This window comes from Nonomuraea sp. NPDC003201 (assembly GCF_053590415.1).
Genome location: NZ_JBSFTC010000249.1, coordinates 1 through 16,798, shown reverse-complemented (window position 1 = coordinate 16,798; position 16,798 = coordinate 1). Strand labels below are relative to the sequence as shown.

Annotated in this window: 13 protein-coding genes and 1 pseudogene; 8 read left to right on the top strand and 6 right to left on the bottom strand. The window is 69.9% G+C overall.

What is annotated here, in order from left to right; all coding sequences use genetic code 11:
• Together ACWDX9_RS47055 and ACWDX9_RS47050 are read left to right on the top strand one after the other, a co-directional pair.
• On the top strand, nucleotides 1-666 hold a 666-nt coding region (locus tag ACWDX9_RS47055; RefSeq protein ID WP_449967036.1), incomplete at its 5' end, for a DNA-directed RNA polymerase subunit beta.
• 17 nt (nucleotides 667-683) lie between these two features.
• A complete protein-coding gene (locus ACWDX9_RS47050) occupies nucleotides 684-4,559 on the top strand; it encodes a DNA-directed RNA polymerase subunit beta' (RefSeq protein ID WP_449967033.1) in 3,876 nt (1,291 codons plus the stop codon).
• A 260-nt stretch (nucleotides 4,560-4,819) separates the two neighbouring features.
• Here the strand turns inward: ACWDX9_RS47050 and ACWDX9_RS47045 are convergent, their stop codons facing one another.
• The 6 genes and pseudogenes from ACWDX9_RS47045 to ACWDX9_RS47020 all read right to left on the bottom strand — a co-directional run bounded on the left by ACWDX9_RS47045 (nucleotide 4,820) and on the right by ACWDX9_RS47020 (nucleotide 9,086).
• Nucleotides 4,820-5,407: a hypothetical protein gene (locus ACWDX9_RS47045; RefSeq protein WP_449967042.1), complete on the bottom strand. Its 588-nt coding sequence runs from the start codon at nucleotides 5,405-5,407 to the stop codon at nucleotides 4,820-4,822.
• A gap of 123 nt (nucleotides 5,408-5,530) precedes the next feature.
• Nucleotides 5,531-5,677, bottom strand: a pseudogene (locus ACWDX9_RS47040) (radical SAM protein); the annotation flags it as partial.
• 65 nt (nucleotides 5,678-5,742) lie between these two features.
• The gene (locus ACWDX9_RS47035) at nucleotides 5,743-6,030 is read right to left on the bottom strand and encodes a hypothetical protein (protein WP_449967040.1); all 288 of its coding nucleotides are present in this window, start codon (nucleotides 6,028-6,030) and stop codon (nucleotides 5,743-5,745) included.
• Nucleotides 6,027-7,190 (bottom strand): cytochrome P450, encoded by a 1,164-nt coding sequence (locus tag ACWDX9_RS47030; RefSeq protein ID WP_449967030.1) that lies wholly within the window; start codon nucleotides 7,188-7,190, stop codon nucleotides 6,027-6,029. Before ACWDX9_RS47030 ends, ACWDX9_RS47035 begins: the two co-directional genes overlap by 4 nt.
• The gene (locus ACWDX9_RS47025) at nucleotides 7,187-8,407 is read right to left on the bottom strand and encodes a cytochrome P450 (protein WP_449967028.1); all 1,221 of its coding nucleotides are present in this window, start codon (nucleotides 8,405-8,407) and stop codon (nucleotides 7,187-7,189) included. The genes ACWDX9_RS47030 and ACWDX9_RS47025 overlap by 4 nt, the downstream gene beginning before the upstream one ends.
• A gap of 10 nt (nucleotides 8,408-8,417) precedes the next feature.
• Nucleotides 8,418-9,086 carry a TetR/AcrR family transcriptional regulator gene (locus ACWDX9_RS47020; protein WP_449967038.1) on the bottom strand — a complete coding sequence of 223 codons (669 nt, stop codon included), beginning with the start codon at nucleotides 9,084-9,086 and terminating at the stop codon, nucleotides 8,418-8,420.
• 409 nt (nucleotides 9,087-9,495) lie between these two features.
• Here ACWDX9_RS47020 and ACWDX9_RS47015 point away from each other — a divergent pair, with 409 nt between their 5' ends.
• The 6 genes from ACWDX9_RS47015 to ACWDX9_RS46990 form a co-directional block, all read left to right on the top strand.
• Nucleotides 9,496-9,645: a thiomuracin/GE37468 family thiazolyl RiPP peptide gene (locus tag ACWDX9_RS47015; RefSeq protein ID WP_185070599.1), complete on the top strand. Its 150-nt coding sequence runs from the start codon at nucleotides 9,496-9,498 to the stop codon at nucleotides 9,643-9,645.
• A 78-nt stretch (nucleotides 9,646-9,723) separates the two neighbouring features.
• Entirely contained in the window at nucleotides 9,724-12,198 is a 2,475-nt protein-coding gene (locus ACWDX9_RS47010; protein WP_449967025.1) for a lantibiotic dehydratase, read from the top strand.
• Nucleotides 12,195-13,046, top strand: a complete 852-nt coding sequence (locus ACWDX9_RS47005) for a lantibiotic dehydratase C-terminal domain-containing protein (RefSeq protein ID WP_449967023.1) — start codon at nucleotides 12,195-12,197, stop codon at nucleotides 13,044-13,046. Before ACWDX9_RS47010 ends, ACWDX9_RS47005 begins: the two co-directional genes overlap by 4 nt.
• On the top strand, nucleotides 13,043-14,002 hold the full coding sequence (locus tag ACWDX9_RS47000; protein ID WP_449967020.1) for a lantibiotic dehydratase C-terminal domain-containing protein: 960 nt from the start codon (nucleotides 13,043-13,045) through the stop codon (nucleotides 14,000-14,002). The genes ACWDX9_RS47005 and ACWDX9_RS47000 overlap by 4 nt, the downstream gene beginning before the upstream one ends.
• Nucleotides 13,999-15,285, top strand: a complete 1,287-nt coding sequence (locus ACWDX9_RS46995; RefSeq protein ID WP_449967018.1) for a SagB family peptide dehydrogenase — start codon at nucleotides 13,999-14,001, stop codon at nucleotides 15,283-15,285. The genes ACWDX9_RS47000 and ACWDX9_RS46995 overlap by 4 nt, the downstream gene beginning before the upstream one ends.
• The coding region (locus ACWDX9_RS46990) for a hypothetical protein (RefSeq protein ID WP_449967016.1) at nucleotides 15,282-16,798 on the top strand (1,517 nt) is incomplete at its 3' end. The genes ACWDX9_RS46995 and ACWDX9_RS46990, both read left to right, overlap by 4 nt.

Genomic DNA, 16,798 nt, shown 5'->3' with positions numbered 1-16,798 from the left:
GAGCGGCTGCGTGACAAGGGCTTCGAGAAGGTGGCCCCGCGCACCAACATGGCCACGCCGGTCTTCGACGGCGCCCACGAGGAGGAGATCGTCGGTCTCCTCGACAACACCATCGCCAACCGCGACGGTGACCGGATGGTGCAGCGCAGTGGCAAGGCGCAGCTGTTCGACGGCCGTTCCGGTGAGCCGTTCCCGTATCCCATCTCGGTCGGCTACATCTACATCCTCAAGCTGCTGCACCTGGTCGACGACAAGATCCACGCGCGTTCGACGGGTCCGTACTCGATGATCACCCAGCAGCCGCTGGGTGGTAAGGCGCAGTTCGGTGGTCAGCGATTCGGTGAGATGGAGGTGTGGGCGCTGGAGGCGTACGGCGCCGCCTACGCCCTGCAGGAGCTGCTGACCATCAAGTCCGACGACGTTCTCGGCCGGGTGAAGGTCTACGAGGCCATCGTCAAGGGCGAGAACATTCCCGAGCCGGGCATTCCGGAGTCCTTCAAGGTCCTCATCAAGGAAATGCAGTCGCTGTGCCTCAACGTCGAGGTGCTCTCCAGCGACGGCATGTCCATCGAGATGCGTGACACGGACGAGGACGTCTTCCGCGCGGCGGAAGAGCTCGGCATCGATCTGTCCCGGCGTGAGCCGAGCAGCGTGGAAGAAGTCTGAGGGGGAGATCGCACAAAATGCTGGACGTCAACTTCTTCGACGAGCTCAGGATCGGCCTCGCGACGGCCGACGACATCCGTCAGTGGTCGCACGGCGAGGTCAAGAAGCCCGAGACCATCAACTACCGCACCCTCAAGCCGGAAAAGGACGGGCTCTTCTGCGAGAAGATCTTCGGTCCGACCCGCGACTGGGAGTGCTACTGCGGCAAGTACAAGCGCGTCCGCTTCAAGGGCATCATCTGTGAGCGCTGTGGCGTCGAGGTGACTCGCGCCAAGGTGCGTCGTGAGCGGATGGGCCACATCGAGCTGGCCGCGCCGGTCACGCACATCTGGTACTTCAAGGGCGTCCCGTCGCGCCTCGGCTACCTGCTCGACCTGGCCCCGAAGGACCTGGAGAAGGTCATCTACTTCGCGGCCTACATGATCACGCATGTCGACACCGAGATGCGTGAGCGTGACCTGCCCTCGCTGGAGGCGAAGATCTCCGTCGAGCGGCAGCACATCGAGCAGCGCCGTGACGCCGACGTCGAGACCCGGCAGAAGAAGCTCGAGGCCGACCTGGCCGAGCTCGAGGCCGCCGGGGCCAAGGGCGACCAGCGCCGCAAGGTCCGCGAGGGCGCCGAGCGCGAGATGCGTCAGCTCCGCGACCGGGCCCAGCGCGAGCTGGACCGGCTCGACGAAGTCTGGAGCCGCTTCAAGAACCTCAAGGTCCAGGACCTCGAGGGCGACGAGCTGCTCTACCGCGAGATGCGCGACCGCTTCGGCCGCTACTTCAAGGGCGGCATGGGCGCGCAGGCGATCCAGGACCGCCTGATCAGCTTCGACCTCGACGTCGAGTCTGAGAACCTGCGCGAGACGATCCGCAGCGGCAAGGGCCAGAAGAAGGCCCGCGCGCTCAAGCGGCTCAAGGTGGTGTCGGCGTTCCTCAACACCACCAACTCGCCGCGCGGCATGGTGCTCGACTGCATCCCGGTCATCCCGCCGGACCTGCGCCCGATGGTGCAGCTCGACGGTGGCCGGTTCGCGACCTCCGACCTCAACGACCTCTACCGCCGGGTCATCAACCGGAACAACCGCCTCAAGCGTCTGCTCGACCTCGGCGCGCCCGAGATCATCGTGAACAACGAGAAGCGGATGCTGCAGGAGGCCGTCGACGCGCTGTTCGACAACGGCCGTCGCGGTCGCCCGGTCACCGGTCCCGGCAACAGGCCGCTGAAGTCCCTGAGCGACATGCTCAAGGGTAAGCAGGGTCGTTTCCGTCAGAACCTGCTGGGCAAGCGAGTCGACTACTCCGGCCGTTCGGTCATCGTCGTCGGCCCGCAGCTCAAGCTGCACCAGTGCGGTCTGCCCAAGCAGATGGCGCTGGAGCTGTTCAAGCCGTTCGTGATGAAGCGGCTCGTGGACCTCAACCACGCGCAGAACATCAAGTCGGCCAAGCGGATGGTCGAGCGCGCCCGCCCCGTGGTGTGGGACGTGCTCGAAGAGGTCATCACCGAGCACCCGGTGCTGCTCAACCGCGCTCCGACGCTCCACCGTCTGGGCATCCAGGCGTTCGAGCCGCAGCTGGTCGAGGGCAAGGCCATCCAGATCCACCCGCTCGTCTGCACCGCGTTCAACGCGGACTTCGACGGCGACCAGATGGCCGTGCACCTGCCGCTGTCGGCTGAGGCCCAGGCCGAGGCACGCATCCTGATGCTCTCGACCAACAACATCCTCAAGCCGGCCGACGGCAAGCCCGTGACGATGCCCACCCAGGACATGGTCATCGGCCTCTACTGGCTGACCACCCAGAAGGAAGGCGCGATCGGCGAGGGCCGCGTGTTCGGCTCGATCGCCGAGGCGCAGATGGCCTTCGACCGCCGCGAGCTGGAGATTCAGGCGAAGATCCAGCTCCGGATGAAGGACATCCTGCCGCCGCGCGACTGGGTTGCGCCCGAGGGCTGGGAGCAGGGTGACCCGATCCGGCTGGAGACCACGTTCGGCCGGTGCCTGTTCAACCTGACGCTGCCCGACAGCTACCCGTTCGTCGACTTCCAGGTCGGCAAGAAGCAGCTGTCCACTATCGTGAACGAGCTGGCGGAGACCTACCCCAAGATCGAGGTCGCCGCATCGCTCGACGCGCTCAAGGACGCCGGCTTCCGCTGGGCGACGCGCTCCGGTGTCACGATCTCGATCGAGGACGTCGTCGCGCCGCCGAACAAGACCGACATCATGGAAAACTACGAGCGCCGGGCCGACAAGGTCCAGCGGGAGTACGAGCGCGGTCTGATCACCGACGAGGAGCGCCGTCAGGAGCTCATCGAGATCTGGACGCACGCGACGGCCGACGTCGAGACCGACATGGTCAACGCCTTCCCGGCGACCAACCCGGTCTGGATGATGGTCAACTCCGGCGCCCGTGGTAACAAGATGCAGGTCCGGCAGATCGCCGGCATCCGTGGCCTGGTGTCCAACACCAAGGGTGAGACGATCCCGCGGCCGATCAAGGCCTCGTTCCGCGAGGGCCTGTCGGTGCTGGAGTACTTCATCTCCACCCACGGTCAGCGGAAGGGTCTGGCCGACACCGCCCTGCGTACCGCCGACTCGGGTTACCTGACCCGTCGTCTGGTGGACGTGGCGCAGGACGTCATCGTGCGCGAGATCGACTGCGGCACCGACCGCGCCGTCCCGCTGCACGTCGGCGAGCGCGACGCGTCGGGCAACCTGGTCAAGGCCGAGAACGCCGAGTCCAACGTGCACGGCCGCATCCTGGCCGAGGACGTCGAGGTCGACGGCAAGGTCATCGCGGCGGCGGGTGTCGACATCAACGACAACCACGTCACCGCGCTGGTCCAGGCCGGCATCGAGACCGTCCGCACCCGCAGCGCGCTCGTCTGCGAGGCCAAGATCGGTGTCTGCGCGACCTGCTACGGCCGCTCGCTGGCCACCGGCAAGCTCGTGGACGTCGGCGAGGCGGTCGGCATCATCGCCGCCCAGTCGATCGGTGAGCCGGGCACGCAGCTGACCATGCGTACGTTCCACACCGGTGGTGTGGCCGGCGCCGACATCACCCACGGTCTGCCCCGTGTCACGGAGCTGTTCGAGGCGCGCATCCCCAAGGGTGTCGCCCCGATCTCCGAGGCCGAGGGCCGGGCTCGCATCGACGAGACCGACAAGACCAGGAAGATCGTCATCACTCCGGACGACGGCTCGGAGGAGATCGCCTACCCGGTGTCGATGCGCTCGCGCCTGCTCGTGCAGGACGGTCAGCGGGTCACGGTCGGTCAGCAGCTCGTCGCCGGTGCGGTCAACCCCAACGAGGTGCTGCGCATCCTCGGCCCGCGGGCCGTGCAGCTGCACCTGGTGGCGGAGGTCCAGCAGGTCTACCGGTCGCAGGGTGTGTCCATCCACGACAAGCACATCGAGATCATCGTGCGGCAGATGCTCAAGCGCGTGAACGTGCTCGAGTCCGGTGACACCGACCTGCTGCCCGGCGAGCTCGTGGAGCGGCCGCGCTTCGAGCTGATGAACCGCGAGACGGTGGCGGAGGGCGGCTCGCCGGCCGCCGGCCGTCCGGTCCTCATGGGCATCACCAAGGCGTCGCTGGCCACCGAGTCGTGGCTGTCGGCGGCCTCCTTCCAGGAGACGACCAGGGTGCTGACGGACGCGGCGATCCACGCCAAGTCCGACTCGCTGCTGGGCCTGAAGGAGAACGTCATCATCGGTAAGCTCATCCCGGCCGGCACGGGCATGCCCCAGTACCGGAACATCCGGGTGGAGCCGACCGAGGAGGCCAAGGCGGCCATGTACACCGTGGGTGGCTACGACGGCTCCGCCGCCGACTACACCTTCGGGACCGGCAGCGGCGAGGCTGTTCCGCTGGAGGAGTACGACTTCGGTCAGTACAACCGGTGACGTTCTTCTAGTCGCCGGGTGACGCGCCCGGGCTCCCGATCACGGGGGCCCGGGCGCGCTGCTTTCCGTGCCCGTTTGGTGTGGCGGGCTCAAGATCATCTGGTACGGCGGGGCACGGTGGGCGCCACTCGCCGTACGGGGCTGATGGCCCTCCAGGAGACGGCCTCTGACCCTTCACCGGCTGACCGCCGCCACGGCGCCCGCTTGACCGTCTCCGTGGCTCTCACCCCACCCACCACACCGTCCGCGGTCGTGGGGGGTTATGTGGGTGAGGGGGTCAGGGGGATCACCTCGTTGGTGGTGGTGTCCGGGGTGGTGATCCAGTTGAGGGCGATGAAGATCTGGGCGATGTCGTCGCGGTGGAGGCGGATGCCGTCGCGGTCGACGATGACCCGGCCGTGCTCGTTCATGCGTTCCAGGTACGCCATCACCTCGGGGTCGGAGCAGGCCGTGCGGAGGGGGACGCCGGTGCGTTCCTGGTAGAGGCGGGCGTCCAGGCCCTCGGCGGTCGTCAGGGCCTGGGACAGGAAGTGGAGGGTGAGCTGTGGGGAGTGGGCCGGGGCGTTGACGTCGAAGGCCAGCGGGTTGGCGTTGTAGTGGGCCAGCTTGCCCTTCTCGTAGCTCAGGTAGCGGCGGCCGACCAGGGAGTTGGCGCCCGAGCCGAAGCCGATCCAGTCCATCCGGAGCTGGTAGTACGCCTCGTCCGACTGGCAGCGTGGGTGGCCGAAGTAGGACATGGCGTATTCGAGGAAGCCTGCCCCTTCCAGCAGCTCCCTGGCGATGCCGTACGCCTGGAGCTGGAGGTTGAGGTCCAGCTGGGCGCCCCGGTGGACCTGCTTGCGCAGCACCGTGCCGGGGCTGGCCCGGTAGGGGTAGATCGAGAAGTGGTTGATGGGCAGGGTCAGGGCCGTACGGACCGAGTCGGCGACCTCCTGGCCGGTCTGCCCGGGAAAGCCGACGATCAGGTCGATGTTGATGTTGGTGAAACCGGCCTCGTGGGCGTCCTGGACGGCGGTGAGGGCCTGGTCGGCGGCGTGGGCGCGGCCGAGGCGGCGCAGGCGCGCGTCGTCGAAGGACTGGACGCCGATGCTGATCCGGTTGAAGCCGAGCCCGCGCAGGAGGCGTAGTTTGTCCCGGTCGAGGGATTCCGGGCTGCCCTCGATCGTGGCCTCCCTGACCGTGCTCAGGTCGAACTCGGCGGACAGCGTGCGTACAGGGATTCGATCTCTTGGGGGCCGAGGATGCTGGCCGTGCCGCCGCCCCAGTAGACGATGTCGGGGTGGTAGTGCTCGCGCAGGGCGGGGGCCTGGACGCGGATCTGGGTCTTGATGGCCTCCAGGTACGCGACGCGGCCGGGGCTCTGCTCGCCGAGCCGCAGGTCGCGTACGGGGACCTGGACCACCCAGTCGCAGAAGTGGCACTTGGAGTTGCAGAAGGGGACGTTCGCGTAGATCAGCAGGGGCTTGGTCATGAGGAACCTCTCACGTGCATCTCTCTGACGCCGAAGATCTGGCTCTCGTAGAAGGAGCGCTTTTCGGGACGGAGCTCGGTGAAGCGGCTCAGCAGGCGCTCCAGCGCGATGCGGCCCTCCAGGCGGCCGAGCTGGGCGCCCAGACAGAAGTGCACGCCGTGGCCGAACGCGAGCTGGCCGGTGAGCTGCCGGTCCAGGTCGAAGCGTTCGGGGTCGGCGAAGTGGCGTTCGTCGTGGTTGGCGGACAGGAGCCAGGCCATGACGAACCTGTCGGCCGGGATGGTCTCGCCGGCCACCCGTACGTCCTGCGTCGTCACCCTGCCTGCCTGCATGAACGGCGAGCGCAGGCGCATGCTCTCCTCCAGCGCCTGGGGGATGAGCGACATGTCGGTCCTTATCCGGTGGGCGGCCTCGGGGGTGTCCGCGAGGCAGAGCACGGTGTTGCCGATCAGCACGGTGGTGGTGACGTGCCCGGCCAGGAGGAGCAGGCTCGCGGTGTTGACGACCTGCTCCGCGTCGAGCCGTTCGCCGTCGATCTCGGCGTGGACGAGGCGGGTGAGCAGGTCGTCCCTGGGACGGGTACGGCGGTCCGCGCAGTGCTCGCGCAGGTAGTCGTTCATCTCCGCCATGGCCGCCGCCACCCGCCCGGCCAGCGACGGGTCGGCGAAGTCGGGCACCTGGAGCGACATGAGCCGGTCCGACCAGGTGCGGAACAGGTCGCGGTCGGACGGCGGGACTCCGAGCAGCTCGGCGACGACGGTGACGGGCAGGGGATAGGCCAGGCTCTCGACCAGGTCGAAGTCGGGGCCGGGCAGCGCGTCGAGGAGCTCGTCGGTGATCGCGGTGATGCGTGGTTCGAGGGCCGCGACGGAGCCCGGGGTGAAGGCCGCGGTGATGAGCCGGCGCTGGTGGCGGTGTTCGGGCGGGTCGATCATCGTGATGCCGCCCTGGCCGAACGGCTGCCGTCCCATCAACCTGGTCCGGTCGGAGGAGAACCGCTCGTGGTCCGCCAGAACGGCGCGTACGTCGTCGTAGCGGAAGACGTGGTACATCCCATAGGAATCCCGCCAGACCGGATGCCTGTCGCGCATCTGGCGCAGCCAGGCGAACAGGGACGTCCCGCCGTCGGTGACCGAAGGCGGCCCCACGGGGGCGGTCATCGCGGCGCCCGCTTGACGCGTACCGGCAGGCTCTTGACGCCGAACATGGGGTCCTCGTAGTACGACAGCTCCGCTCCCGGGTCGATCTCGACCTGCTCGAACCGGTCGAACACCAGCTCCAGCGCCACCTTCCCCTCCACCCTCGCCAGCGGCGCGCCCAGGCAGAAGTGGATGCCGTGGCCGAAGGCGTACTGGCGGTTGGGCTGGCGGCCGGGGTCGAGCCGGTACGGGTCGGGGAACTGGCGCTCGTCGTAGTTCGCGGACAGCAGCCAGTTGATGACCATGGAACTGGCCGGGATCGGCGTGCCGTCGATCTCGACGTCGGCCGTGGGGAGCCTGGCGGCCTGGGTGAGCGGCGGGCGCAGCCTGAGCACCTCCTCGAAGGCCGGTGCGATCAGTTCCCGGTCGGCCCGTACGGCGCTCTCCACGCCGGGCTCGTCACGGAAGCACAGGAACGCGTTCCCCAGCGCCATGGTGCTGGTGATCTGCCCGGCGAGCAGCAGCAGGCAGGCGGAGTTGACGATCTCGGCGTCGGTGAGCCGGTCGCCGTCCACCTCGGCCGCGACCAGCCGGCTGACCAGATCGTCCTGCGGACGGGTGCGGCGCTCGCGTACGTGGGTGAGGACGTATTCCCCCATTTCGCGCATCGCCTGGCCGACCATCCGCCCGATCTCGATGTCCCGCGGGTCTTCGACGTGCAGCGCGACCAGTCGGTCGGCCCAGGTGCGGAACAGCTCGCGGTCGTGGATCGGGATACCGAGCAGCTCGGCGATCACCATCACGGGCAGCGGGTGCGCGATCTTCTCGACCAGGTCGAACTCGTCCTCGTCGATCTCGTCCAGCAGCGCCGTGGTGAGCTCGGCGATCCGCGGCACCATGTCCGACGACATTTTCGGGGTGAACGCCTGGCTGATGAGTTTGCGGAGCTTTCGGTGCTCCGGCGGGTCGGTGAGCATCAGGCTGCCCGCGCTGAACGGATCGCCGCCGGGCCGGAGCCGGTTGATGTCAGAGGAGAACGTCGCATAGTCCGACATGACCCGCTGTACGGCCGCATGCCGGAAAACGTGGAAGATGCCGAATGCGTCGCGCCAGACCGGTTGTTCGTCCCGCATCGTGCCGAGCCACTTGAGGAGGGTCTGGCCGCCGTCCTCGATACGCGGCCGGGAGTCGACCGGCATCGTCATCGTCGGGTCCGGCGGGACGTGTGTCTCGTTCACAATTGACTCCTCAGACGGAGGCGGCCAGGGGCTGGGGGATGAGTTTCGCCCGATATTTCGCCGCGGCGCCGTCGAAGATCTGGACGGTACGGCGGGCGGGATTGGTCAGTTCTGCGGCCGGGACCTGGTCGGCAGGTTCGAAAGAGCTCCTGATGAGACCGGCCAGGCTGTCGGCGTGGGCCGCAAGATCGGGTCGTGCGCCGGCGATCTCGGCGTGCAGGTGAAGTTTGATGAAACCGGAAAGCAGCGCGTCGAGCGCGAAACTGTGGGACGGATCCCACATTCCGCTCTCGTGGAGCATCCGGAGATAATCGCGAAATGGCGTGAACGTCGTGAACCGATAACACTGGAAGCCGAGCTGCGGATCGTCGCAGGCTCTTCCGATCGTTTCTTTGTCATAGGTGTAGAGCGCTCGGAAGAGTGGATACTTGAACACGAGCGTGAACAGCTCGCGAGAGAACTCCGAGAGTCGCGCGACGGCAGGACGAAGCACCGCTATTCGCGAAATGTCCTGGCAGACTCCGACAATTTCCTGAATGACGAGCGTTCTTATGAGATCGTCTTTCGTGTCCCAGCTGAGATAGATGGTGCCCTTGCCGATGTCCGCCCGGCGGGCGATCTCGTCCATCGTGGTTCGCTTGTAGCCGGATCGCAGGAGCAGGCTCCTGGTGACGTCCATCGTCCGGCGTACGCGATCGTCGCTGGTCCTGGCACCCGTGCTGCGCGTTGAGACAACGCTCATGGCTCGATGGCCCCTTCCCCGTAAGAGCTGGTGCGCATTAAGCCGGTATTCCCTACCGGCTAGAGGGATTTTGGTTTGAGATGTGCTCTGGGCCCGTCAGAGCTGGAGGTTTCGAAGATATTCGAAATGCCCCCATTTCAACAGTCAGGTTCCCCCTCCCTGACTGGCTGACCGATTTTCGATTTTAGTCAGACAGTTCGGATTCTTGACCGTGTTCCATATGTACACCTAGCGTCGGCGATGTCGCAAGGGTGTTCCTATACCAGGCGATGACCTCCGTGCGATGCACATCCGTGCGTTTGCCTGGAATGTCGATGGGGCGTTTACCCCCGGAAGGAGAGTCCGCATGGACCTCAGCGATCTGCCCATGGACGTCTTCGAACTCGCCGATGACGGTGTTGCGGTCGAGTCCCTTACTGCTGGTCACGGCATGACCGAAGTGGGAGCTTCGTGTAACTGCTTCTGCTACATCTGCTGCTCCTGCTCGAGCGCCTGACGCGGTACGCGGGCGCCGCTGTTGCGGCGCCCGCGCCTGTTGCCTTTTGGCGCCAATAAAGCGAATGGGGCTCATGTAATGACGGTTATTGAGCGGGAAAACGACGGCCCGCCGGTCGCTGTCCGCACATGCGGGGTCGCGGCCGCTGAGCTGGAATCCCTGCGTTGGGACGAGTCCTGTGCGCTGGTGACCCGGCTGCTCGCCGAGACCGCCCGGGTGGAGGCGGACGGGCGGCGGCTGGCCGTCGCGCTCGGTGACGTCATCGGCGAGCTCGGCGCGTCCGGGCCCCGGCCCGCGCTCGTGGGGCTGCGGCGGGCGCTGCACACCGGGCGACTTCCCGCCGGGCGGGAGTGGGGGCCCGAGGCCGGGGCGGCGTTGCCGTACGGGCTGAGGGGTGAGGTGGAGGAGTGGGTACGGCGTGCGCGCGAGTGCGCCGGGCTGCGCGCCCGCCTGCCCGAGGTCGTCGCCCGGGAGTCCCTGGAGAAGGAGGAACGGCTGCGCGCCGCCGCGGCCGAGCCCGCCTTCCGGAGGGGGCTGGCGCTGGCCGGTGGCGAGCTGGCGGCCGACCTGGAGAGATGGCTCGCGGACCCTGCCCGGCGTCCCAAGCCGCAGAAGCTGCTCAGGCTGGCCAAGTACCTGGTCAGGGCCGCCGTGAAGACCAGCCCGTACAGCACGTTCACCAGCACCGGTCGGGCCGTGTGGGGCGGTGCCGAGCGGCACCTGGAGGGCGTGGTGCCGGTGCTGGAGGTCGACGGTGTCCGGACGTTCTCGGACGACTGGGTCAGGGTGAATCCGTCGGTCGCCGTCGCGGGCGGGATGGCGGAGTTCATCGGGCCGCCTCCCGGGGAGGCGCTGGTGTCCATCGGGGTGACGGAGGCGGTGGCCGCGTGCCTGCGCGTCGCGGAGGGTGGGGAGTGGGTGCCGCGGGGCCGGATCGCCGAGGCTCTGGGGGCTGAGCCTTCCGCAGTCACGAAATTTCTGGACAAGCTGCTCACGGTCGGGCTCCTGGAGGCCCGCCCGGACGACGGCCCACCCCCGGACCTGCTGGACGGGATCCGGCGCACGGAACGCGCCACCGACCCGTCCACCTTCCGCCACGAACTCGCCCGACTGATCGCCGCCGCTCCCGGCGCCAATACGACCAGGAGCGCTGCCCCTGCCGAGCGCGCCACTTGGCGCGGTGGCGGTGCTGATGTCGTGGGCCGTGATCGTGGTGACGGTGGTGTGGGGCGGCCGGTTGTGCATGAGGTCGCGGTGTGCGTTGAGCCCGTGGCGAGGCTTGATCCGGCGCGATGGCGTGGCGGGCTTGCCGATCTCGACGTCGTACGCCGCTGGCTGGCCGTTTTCGACGCCAAGCACCCCATGCGCCTGGCGGTCGCCGACTACCTCACCACCCGCTACGGCCCCGACCCGGCCGTCCCCTTCCTCACGCTCCACCGCCACATCCAGCGCGAGCTGGCCGGCACCGGCGAGGCAGGCCGGGAACTGCGCGCGTTCCTCGGCTCGTCGGCCGCCTGGACCCAGCCACTGGCCACCTCCGCCCTGCCCAGGATCCGGGAGCTGGAGCGCCTCAGGGCCGAGGCGAGAAGCCTGGCACTGGACGCGGAGGACCCCGACGGCACCTGCCGCGTCACCCCCGAACGGCTGGCCGCGCAGCTGGAGTCGTGGCCGTCCTGGATCGCGATCCCCGCCTCCTCGGCCTGCTACGTACAGTCGGTGGCCGACACCCTGGTGCTCAACGTCGTCCACGGCGGGCACGGCCGAGCCCTGCGCAGGCTCGACCACCTCGTCGAACGCGCCGGCGGCCACTCCGAGCCGCCCCGGCTCCAGGACCCGGACGGCGCGGTCTACGCCGAGTTCTCCGGCGACCTGGGCTCCACGCTCAACGCGCGCCCGCCGAGCACCCGATACGAGATCGACTACCCCCACTCGCCCGGCACGCGCCCGCCCGACCTGCGGCTGCCGCTCACGGACCTGCACGTGACGCTCTGCCCGGACAGCGGCCTGCCCGAGCTGCGTTCCAAGCGGCTCGGCCGCCGGGTCGTGCCGTTGCATCTCGGGATGGCCGCCGAGTTCCGGCTGCCGCCGGCCGCGCGGTTCATCGAACGGGTCTTCGGCCCCGGCTACCTGCTCCATCCCAGCTCGCCACCGCTGGTGCGGATGGGCCGGGTCCCGTCGGAGGTCACCCGATACCCGCGCGTCGAGGCCGGGCGAGTGGTGGTGCAGCGGCGTCGCTGGCTGGCGCCGGGGGCCACGCTGCCGGTGCGCGCGAAGGGCGAGGGCGACGCGGCGTACCTCACGCGGCTGATCGCCTGGGCGGACAAGTACGGCGTACCGCACCGATCGTTCGTCCGCGCCTGGCCGGAGCAGACGGGCGACAAAGGGCAGGACAAGGCGCGCAAACCGCTCTTCCTGGACCTGGCGAACCTGTTCCTGGTCAAGAACTTCGAGCGGCAGATACGCGGCTGCGCGTTCGCGCTCTTCGAGGAGGCGCTGCCCGACCCGGGGCCGGAGCGGGTGACCGAATATCTGATCGAGGTGGGAGGCCGATGAGCTGGGTCAGTGTGCACGTCTTCTCGCAGGGGCCGCTCGACGACATGATCAGCGGCCTGGCCGGGCCGCTCCTCGGCGACGACGGCTTCTTCCTGCGCTACTGGGAGGGCGGCCCGCATCTGCGGATCAGGGTCAGGTCCCACCCGGCGGAGCACGTCGTCGAGCGGGCCGAGGCGTATCTGCGCGAGCGCCCGTCAGAGGCGGTGATCGACCCGGAGGAGTACGCCAGGCTCGCCGCGACCCTCGCCGCCCGCGAAGGCGTCCCCGGCTACGCGCGCCGCCTCTATCCGAACGACTCCGCCCACCTCATCCCGTACCGGCCGGAACACGACCGCTACGGCACGGGCCGCTCGCTCGACGCCGTGGAGCGGCACTTCCACGACTCCAGCGTGATCGCACTCCAGCTGATCGAGGCAGGACTCGGGCACGAGAGGCGGAGCGTGGCGTGGCTGACCATGCTGCTGGTCGCCTGGCAGGTCGCGGGGGAGGGCAGGATGTTCGGCCCACCGGGCGAGGTGGCGCCAGGCGGACTGCTCGGCCCACCCGGCGATGCCGGGTTTCATGTCGTCCGCGAGCGGCTGGTGGCGCTGGTCGAGCATGCCAGGGCGGTGACGCAGGAGCCTCCGCAGAGTGAGCCCCGTGGCGTGGTGGCCGCCTGGTACGCCTCGATCGCGCGGCTGGCGGAGGAACTGGCGGCGGCGGGGTTCGACGCGGCGCGGGCGGGGGCGACCGTGGATCTGGCCGCGCATCTGCTGGCCAACAGGCTGGGGATCCGGGTGCAGGAGGAGGCCCGGCTGCGTCACCTGGCGTCCCGGGCCGCGCGGGAGTCGGAGGTGAGGGCCGGATGACCTGGACGCGGCTGCGGGTGGACTATCACGACGGCCCGATGGACGACCTCATCCTGGACGCGATCCGCCCGGCCTGGCATGAGATACGGGGATATTTCCTGCGCCACTGGGTGCGCGGCCCGCACCTGCGGATCTTCGTGGACGGCGACGCCACGGAGATCGCCCGGGCGGTCGAGCGCCATCTGGCCGCCGACCCGTCCGCCGGCACCACCGACCCGCAGGCGCTGCTCCCCCTGCACGAGCGCCTGGCCGAGCTGGAAGGTGAACAAGGGCCGCTGCTGCCATGGGCGCCCGACAACACCGTCGCCGCCGAACCCCCAGGGCTCGACACCGAGCTCGACCAGTTCCTCGCGGACTTCTACGCCGACACCACCGAGGCCGCGTTCGACGCCCTCGACCGGGTCAGAGCCGGCACTCCGCTGCCGGGCATCGCCTTCGACCTGGTGGTCGCCACCGCGCACGACCTGTCGGAGGGCGGCCTGCCCGCCGCCAGGACCTCGCTGCGCTCGCACGCCGAGGCGTACCTGTCGCGCCTGCCGGGAGGCGTCCGCGCCCAATGGCAGGCCCACTACGAACGCAACAGGGAGCCGCTCACCGCCAGGATCAAGGCCCTGACCGGCGCCGCAGAGCCCGGCGCGTGGCTGCGTACGATCCGGAACACCCACGACCGGGGCCGGACCCTCATCGACGAGGGACGCCTGAGCCTCGGCTACGCCACCGGCGGCCCCGCCACGCGGCCCCCGCTCGCCGAGGTCTCCCCCTTCCACCGGCACCTGGAGACCGACGAACGCTGGCTCGCCCTGAAGGACACCCCCGCCTTCGCCGCCTACCGCCTGGCCCTGAACTGCGCGTACCTCCACCTCACCAGGCTCGGCCTCACGCCCGACCAGCGCTTCCTGATCTGCCACCTCGCCGCGAGCGCCGCCGACGACGTCTACCGGGCCGCGGCCTCATGACCGGGGAACGGTACGAGCTGCGCGCCGGAGTGCACCTGGCCCGGCTGGACGCGGGGGTCCGCCTGTTCGCCTGGCCGCACGCCGAGACCCTCGGCGAACTCACGCGGGATGAGCTCGACCTGCTCCGCGACCTGGCCGCCGGACCCCGCACGGCCGGGGGACCGCTCGTCGAACGGTTGCGCGGCGGAGGTTGGCTCAAGATCACGATCACCCGGGACGGCTCGCCGCTCTACACACTGGACCCGCTGCGCCCGCCGCCGCCACGGCCGGCGGTGCCGGAGCGGCCGGTTCTGTCCAGGTTCGCCACGCTGCGGCGCGAAGGGGAGGCGCTGGTCGTCGGCTCCCCGCTCGCCTGGTGCGACCTGTACGTCCATGACCCCGGCCTGGTCGGCGACGTGGTCCGGCCCGGCGGCGAGGTCCTGGCCGACCTGGCGTGGGCCGGGCTGGCCGTGCCCGAGGGGGCCGAGGAGCGGGAGCTGCGGTTCCGGCAGTGGGCGCCGCACGAGCTGGAGTTCCACGATCGGAGCCGGGTGGGTCACCGCGGCTACCTGGGGGACGGGTTCGGTGGGACGTTCTGGGCCCGCGGCCGGTTCGACCCGCTGCCCGCACGGCCCCGGCCCTACCCCGGCCGGGCGATCGAGCTGCCCACGCCCGACCTGGACGAGCTGCGGCTCAAGGACCCCTCGCTCACGGACGTCCTGGAGGGCCGCAGGTCCGTACGCGAGCACGACGACGCGCGCCCGATCACCCTCGACCTGCTCGGCGAGCTGCTGTACCGCACGGCCAGGGTGCGGGAGTGCTGGACGGCCGACGGCGTCGAGTACACCCGCAAGCCGTACCCCTCCGGAGGGTCCGTCTACGAGCTGGAGATCTACCCCGTCGTCAGGAACGTGGCCGGGCTCGAACCCGGCATGTACCACTACGACGGGCACGACCACGTGCTCAGACCGGTACGCGAGGCCGGCCATCCCGCCGTACGCCGGCTGCTGACCGTCGCCGGGCACGGCGCCGCCACCGGCCGCCGACCCCAGGTCCTGCTCGCGGTCTCCAGCCGCGCCGGCCGGCTGCTGTGGAAGTACGAAGGCATGGGGTACGCGCTGACGCTCAAACACGTGGGCGTGCTCTACCAGACGATCTACTGCGTGGCCACGGCGATGGGCCTGGCGGCCTGCGGGCTCGGCAGCGGCGACTCGGCCGCGTTCGCCGAGGCGACCGGGCGGGACCCGCTGGAGGAGTGCGCGGTCGGCGAATTCATGATCGGAACCGCGGAGGCACCACGTTGAACGACTTCAAACCCAGACTGCCCGCCGACGTACGCTTCGCGCCCACCTCCGGCGGTGTCGCCTTCCTCACCCGCGAAGGCGTCGTGCGGATGAACGGGGCCTCCGTCCACCTGTGGGTGGAGCGGCTGGCCGTGCACCTCGACGGGAGCAGGACCGTGGCCGAGCTGACCGCGGAGCTGCCCGACGAGCGGCGGGCGTTCGTGACGAGCCTGCTGACCACGCTGCGCGAGCGCGGGCTGGTGGAGGACGCGGGGGAGCGCGGGGTGCTGCCCGTGGCGGCCGGCGCCACGTGTTCGCTGCTGGCCGACGCGGACCGGTTCGGCGAGCTGGCGCCCGCCCTGGCCGACGCCATGCGCAGGCTGGGGCTGGAGGTGCTGAGGGAGCCGTCGGGCGGGGCGCTCGTGCACGTCGCGGCGGCCGACGCGGACGGGCTGGCCGCCGCCGTGCGCCTCGACCGGCTGAGCGCCGAGCGCGGGCTGCCCATCGCGCACGTGCTGCTGCGCGAGGGCGAGGCGTGGTGGAGCGAGAGCGGCGTCGTCGGGCGCGACGTCCCGCCGTGGGCGGCCGGGTGGCGGCGGCTGGCGGCCATGGAGGCCGTCCCGCGTACCGCCGGGCACGTCTCCGTGTCGCCCGTCGCCGCTGCCGTGGTCGCCGGGCAGGTGGTGGCGGATCTGGGGCGCTGCCTGTCCGGAACGCCCCGCGTGTCCGGCGGTCCGCGTCTGCACGTGGTGGACCTGGACGGGTTCGGGACGCGTACGCACTCCTTCCTGCCGCACCTGTCGGCGCTGCCGCCCGGCACGGGGGTGAGCTCGGGGCCGCTCGGCGAGGAGGAGTTCTCGCGGCGGGCGGCCAGGTTGATGGACTCGCGGACGGGGGTGTTCGCCGAGATCGAGGAGGGGGAGTACGGGCAGCTCCCGCTGCACGTGTCGGTGACCACGGTGGCCGATCCGATGGGGACCCTCGGAGGGTCGCGGGCGCGGGTGATCGGCGTGGGGGCGGACTTCGCCGCCGCGCGATACCGGGCGGCGCTGAAGGCGATCACCGTGCACGGGCTGCTCGCCCTCGACCCCCGCCGCCTGGTCACGGCCGACGGGACACCACTGACCGGCGCGGGGGAACCCGTCGGCGGCTTCCCGGCCGATCCCGGCGCGGGTGACGGCCTCCTGGCAGACCCGCTGGTGGACGACGTCGCGGCGGGACGGGTTGAGGCATTCGTGCGCGGCTGTGACCTCGTCGAGGGCGGTGAGGTGCTGTTGCCCGCCCGCACGGTGTTCCTGGACCCGCACGCCACCGGGGCCGCCGCGGGTTACTCGGCCGAGGAGGCGCTGGTCGCGGGGCTGCTGGACCACTGCGCGGCGCTGGCCGTGTTCGGTGGGTCGCTGCCGGCCGTGGACGTGGGCGGCGCGCGGGCGGCCGACGACGAGACCGCGCGTTCGGCGGCGCTGCTGGACGCGATCGGGCTCTCGAACGCGCCGGTGACCACTGGGCCAGCCGGTCGGTGGCGCCGTGCGGG